Here is a 4,616-nt window from a genome sequence, read left to right as displayed (position 1 = left end):
CTTTTTTGTGTATTACATATAAATAACTTTATGAATATTTAAAATTTATAATACCTAACATTAATGCAATTTCATTTGCAGGTATAGATATAGAATACTCCTTCAATTCATTTTCTAAGATATTTTTTAAAATATCAAATTGATTTTTATCATATTTTACAGGTATTATATCATCTTCAATTTTTGAATTTTTATCTAATACAACTCTTTCTATCATTATTGCTGTATGTATAAATAAACTTAATCTTAAATCACTATTTAATTTTATTTCTAATTGATTCTCTAGTATATTAATTATTCTTTCTACATCATCAATTACTTTTTTAGGATTTAAAATAATCATTCTACTTATTATATTTTGAAGAGATAATAATTTTATTAATTCATTTATTATAGTATCTATACTTTTATTCTTAACTAATTTTTTGAAACATGCCCTTAATTTTGCTTCTCCATCATTCTTTAAACAATCACTTAATTTTAAAACTTCAACACCTGATATTGTTAAATCTAACGTACTTATAATTAGTTGTACATCATATTCATCAAATATAGGATCACTGATACCATTATTTTTTAATTTAAAGAAATCATATGAAATTACTTTTATCGATTTATCATCTATGCATCCCTTTACTATATCTTTTAACTTATTTGCCACACCAATACCAGTTGCACAACTAGTTATAATAGCCTTTTCTTTTTCCTTACTTTCAAAATATTTATAACTTATCTTTGTATTTTTTACTGTTTTATCTATTATTTCTTTTATTCCATCACACTTTATTATCATATCTCCAACACCTAGTGCTAACTGAGTACTAATATTATTAATAACTGCTACTTCACTATCTACAATCTCTTTGACTCCTGAATGTATTTCAAATAATGATCCCATATCAACTAAAAATATTATTCCACTACTATTGGTAAAATTCTTGATATAGCTCTTTATATCTTCTATTATTTCTTGAGGTTTCATATGTATAGGCATATCAAAAGGAGTAAATATAAATTGACCTAATAATTGATTTACAGCACTTGCTATACTTGTTGCTGTTGATTGCCCATGTGCTACTATAACCGCATCTATGTCACTCAAATGATTTATTTTTATAAGTAAAAAAATATATAAACTAATATATGTCTCTTCATTTATACCAAAGCTTATCCCAATACTCTCTTCAATATTTTCCAAGAAATTTTTTGCTATATAATTATATTTAAAATTTTTAGCTTTTATTATCTTTAATATACTTTCTTCAATTGAAACAATACCCATGTTATTTGCATTTTTATTATTTTTAAAAAACATAAAGATATTTGCTATTGATCTTGCTGTATTTTTATAAAATTTCATCCCATATTTTTTTTCTAAATCCTTTAGGGCTATTTCAATAGTATTTATTAAAACTTTAAATCCTATGCCATTATGTAAATTTTCACTTTCTTCAATAAAAATTGAGTCTATTTTATTCAATTTTATACTTAGTATTTTTTTATATTCTTCAGAACTTATTAAGTTTTCTTCATACCTTTCAGTTTCTTCGTATATTTCCTCCATATAGCTAATATATTTATTGTATGTTTTTTCCGTTTCAAAATTTGACACTTCATCAACTATATTATCCTCTTCAGTAATACACATATTTTTTAAATTATAAATATTTTTTACTTCTTTTATCTTAACTATATTCTTAGGTAAATGTTTAACTTCAACTATAACATCGCCATATATATTTTTTCTAAAGCTACTTGCACAACTATATTTAACTGCATTTTTAAGAGCCCCAACATTTCCAATAGAATTCATAGCTAATAAAATATTGACAACTTTTTTATCAATAATTATATTTTTTCCTAATATATCTCTTTCTTCTTTATAAAATCTCTTTATAAGTTCGATTCTTTCATCAATTGGTCTACAATTTACATTAGGCAAGTTAATAATTATTGGTATTCTTCTTATGAAAGTATCAATTAAAAATTTATCTAACTTTTCAGTTGTTGCAAATATTAGTCTAACATTACTTCTTCTAACACTTCCATTTTCACCGACTCTACTAAAAATCCCTTTATCAAGTAATAAAAATAGCTTTTCTTGTCCCTCTGGTGATAATCTATGAATTTCATCAAGAAATAAATATCCATTCTCTGCTTCTTCAATTATTCCTTTTGACTCTACCTCGGCCCCTGTAAAAGCACCTTTTACATATCCAAATAACTTTGAAGATAATAATTCTTTATTATTAGAATACTCCGCACAATTAAAAGTAATGAACTTAGCATCTTCTTTTATAACTTTTTTAGATTTCGCATACTCATATATAAGTTTAGCCATAAAGCTTTTCCCAACACCGCTACTACCAGTTAATAGTATTGGTAAACCATTATTAGGGTATAATGTTGCTGACTTACACTCTTCCACTGCCTCTGCTAAGCTTCCATTGCTTCCTATAAGCTTTTTAAATACATCATCTTCTAAATCTAATTTATTTTCATTTAATGACTCTGCCACTTCTTTATATAAAAAATAAACTGGTCTTGTTTTGGTCTTTACAACAGTTCCATCATCCACCATTTTATTAAGAAAGTGACTTATAACATTTCTTTTTATTCCCAATACCTCACTTATATCTTGTGCTGTAATTCCTTTTCCACCTTTATCTAAAATATCTTTACTTAAAGTTGATATAACCATCCTTATTTTATCTTCATTCTTCAAATATAGCACCCCACCAAAGTTATTATTTATACTCGCTCATAAAATACTCTATTTTTTATATTTATTAATTCTTATAAATTCAATAATAATATTTTGTAAAATATTATATCATACCATATAAAAAAAACAAATTTAAGATAATCTTTCAATTATATTAAATTTGCTGGTAATACTACTTTCTATATCTTTTAAATCCATAATGCTGGTCTAAATATTTTATCCTCTGAAACATTATGCATACATACAGGGATTCTTAACATTGAACATAATGTAATTAAATCAGCACCAATATGTCCAATCATCTCCTCTTCGCATCCTTTAGGAATATTCGGATTTCCATTATATAAATCTTTTATTATACACATCATCTTAACTACAAATTCTAAATCTTTTTCTTTTTCTTTTTCTTCTTCAGATTTTTGAATTCTTTCTGGATTTTTATCAAATCCTTGTTTACAATTAGATTTTACCCACTTTAAAGCTTTATTATATTCTTTTTCATCATAAATTCCTTCTGTCATTCTACGAATTATTTCAACCTCATCAACTGACTCTACTCTCATTCCTAGATACTTTTCAAAGAAATCAGTATTAATAATTGAACCTGCTATCCCCATACATATAGATCCAATTTGAAGATATGATTTGCCTCTCATTGTTGCTACAGCTATAGCTGGTCTTCAAAATCTAAGCAACTTCTCCTTAACATCTTCTGGTATCTCTTTTTCATCTACATCTTGAACATCATGTCCATATATTCCAAATGCAGGTAAACCCTTTTGTGCATGTGCTGCTAAAACTGCTGCTAAATAAACCGCTCCTGGTCTTTCTGTTCCATTAAATCCCCATACCCCTTTAATAGTCATAGGATCCATATCCATTGTTTCTGATCCATAGCACCAGCAAGGTGTTACTGTTAATGTTATATCTACACCTTCCTTTTTAAATTTATTGGCACAAGCAGCTGCTTCTCCTACTCCCCTATTGTTGTATCAGCTATTACAACCTTTACAGGCTCTCCATTAGAATATTTCAAATTATTTCTAAAAAGATCAGCTGTGGCTTTCGCCATACTCATAGTTTGATCTTCAAGAGATTCTCTCACCTTTAATATTCCTCTTCTCCCATCTATGGTAGGTCTTATACCAATAACAGGATAATCACCAATTAATCTATTATTAAACATTGTATCCCTCCTATGCTTTTCTTAATGTTATTATATAGCTGTTTTATTTAAATTACTTGCTGTAATTTAAATAAAGTATAATAATATCCACTTTTAGGAGATTTATGAAGTATTTAAATTTTAAAGAAAATAAACAAAGAGGTACATTTGATTTTCCAATAGATTTTTATCATGTTGATAAAAATCACATTGAATATGTAATGCCTATTATTGGCATATTGAATATGAAATAATAAGAATATTAGAAGGAGAATTTACAATTTTATTAGATGAGAAAGAATTATGTGCTAAAGCAGGAGATATAATACTAATTCATGATGGTGTTTTACACGGTGGCAATCCTAATAATTGTGTCTATGAATGTATTGTTTTTGATATCAATTTTATTTTAAAAGATAATAATGTATGTAGCAAAATAATATCCGAAATAATTGATCATACATTAATAATTAATGATTTTTTTTCTCGAAAAAGTATTGAAATACATGATATTATATGTGATTTATTTGATGCAATAAACAAAAATTTCCAGGATATGAATTTATAGTTCAAGGTAAGCTTTACGAATTATTAGGATTAATAATTAAAAATAATTTTTATTCATATAATAATGTCAATAAGTTAAAACAATCTCAAATATTAAAATTTTAAAAAGCTATTAATCTTATAGAAACTTCTTATTCATCTTATATTACTCTTGATGAT

Annotated in this window: 3 protein-coding genes and 1 pseudogene; 2 read left to right on the top strand and 2 right to left on the bottom strand. The window is 25.6% G+C overall.

Annotation, left to right across the window (positions count from 1 at the left end):
• Positions 1-28 precede the first annotated feature (28 nt).
• A complete protein-coding gene (locus E6248_RS13505; protein ID WP_316341311.1) occupies positions 29-2,725 on the bottom strand; it encodes a sigma 54-interacting transcriptional regulator in 2,697 nt (898 codons plus the stop codon).
• Positions 2,726-3,015: 290 nt separating this feature from the next.
• Positions 3,016-3,911 (bottom strand): annotated as a pseudogene (fucI, locus tag E6248_RS13500) (L-fucose isomerase); the annotation flags it as partial.
• Between the two features lie 104 nt (positions 3,912-4,015).
• Here fucI and E6248_RS13495 point away from each other — a divergent pair.
• Positions 4,016-4,144, top strand: coding sequence for a hypothetical protein (locus E6248_RS13495; protein ID WP_316341310.1), 129 nt, complete (start codon positions 4,016-4,018; stop codon positions 4,142-4,144).
• A complete protein-coding gene (locus E6248_RS16430; RefSeq protein ID WP_396335155.1) occupies positions 4,105-4,458 on the top strand; it encodes an AraC family ligand binding domain-containing protein in 354 nt (117 codons plus the stop codon). Before E6248_RS13495 ends, E6248_RS16430 begins: the two co-directional genes overlap by 40 nt.
• The last annotated feature ends 158 nt before the right edge of the window (positions 4,459-4,616 follow it).

The organism is Clostridium sp. (genome assembly GCF_032552055.1).
Lineage (GTDB): Bacteria > Bacillota > Clostridia > Clostridiales > Clostridiaceae > Clostridium.
The sequence above is the reverse complement of the archived record's forward strand: the minus strand, read 5'-3'. Positions and strand labels throughout refer to the sequence as shown.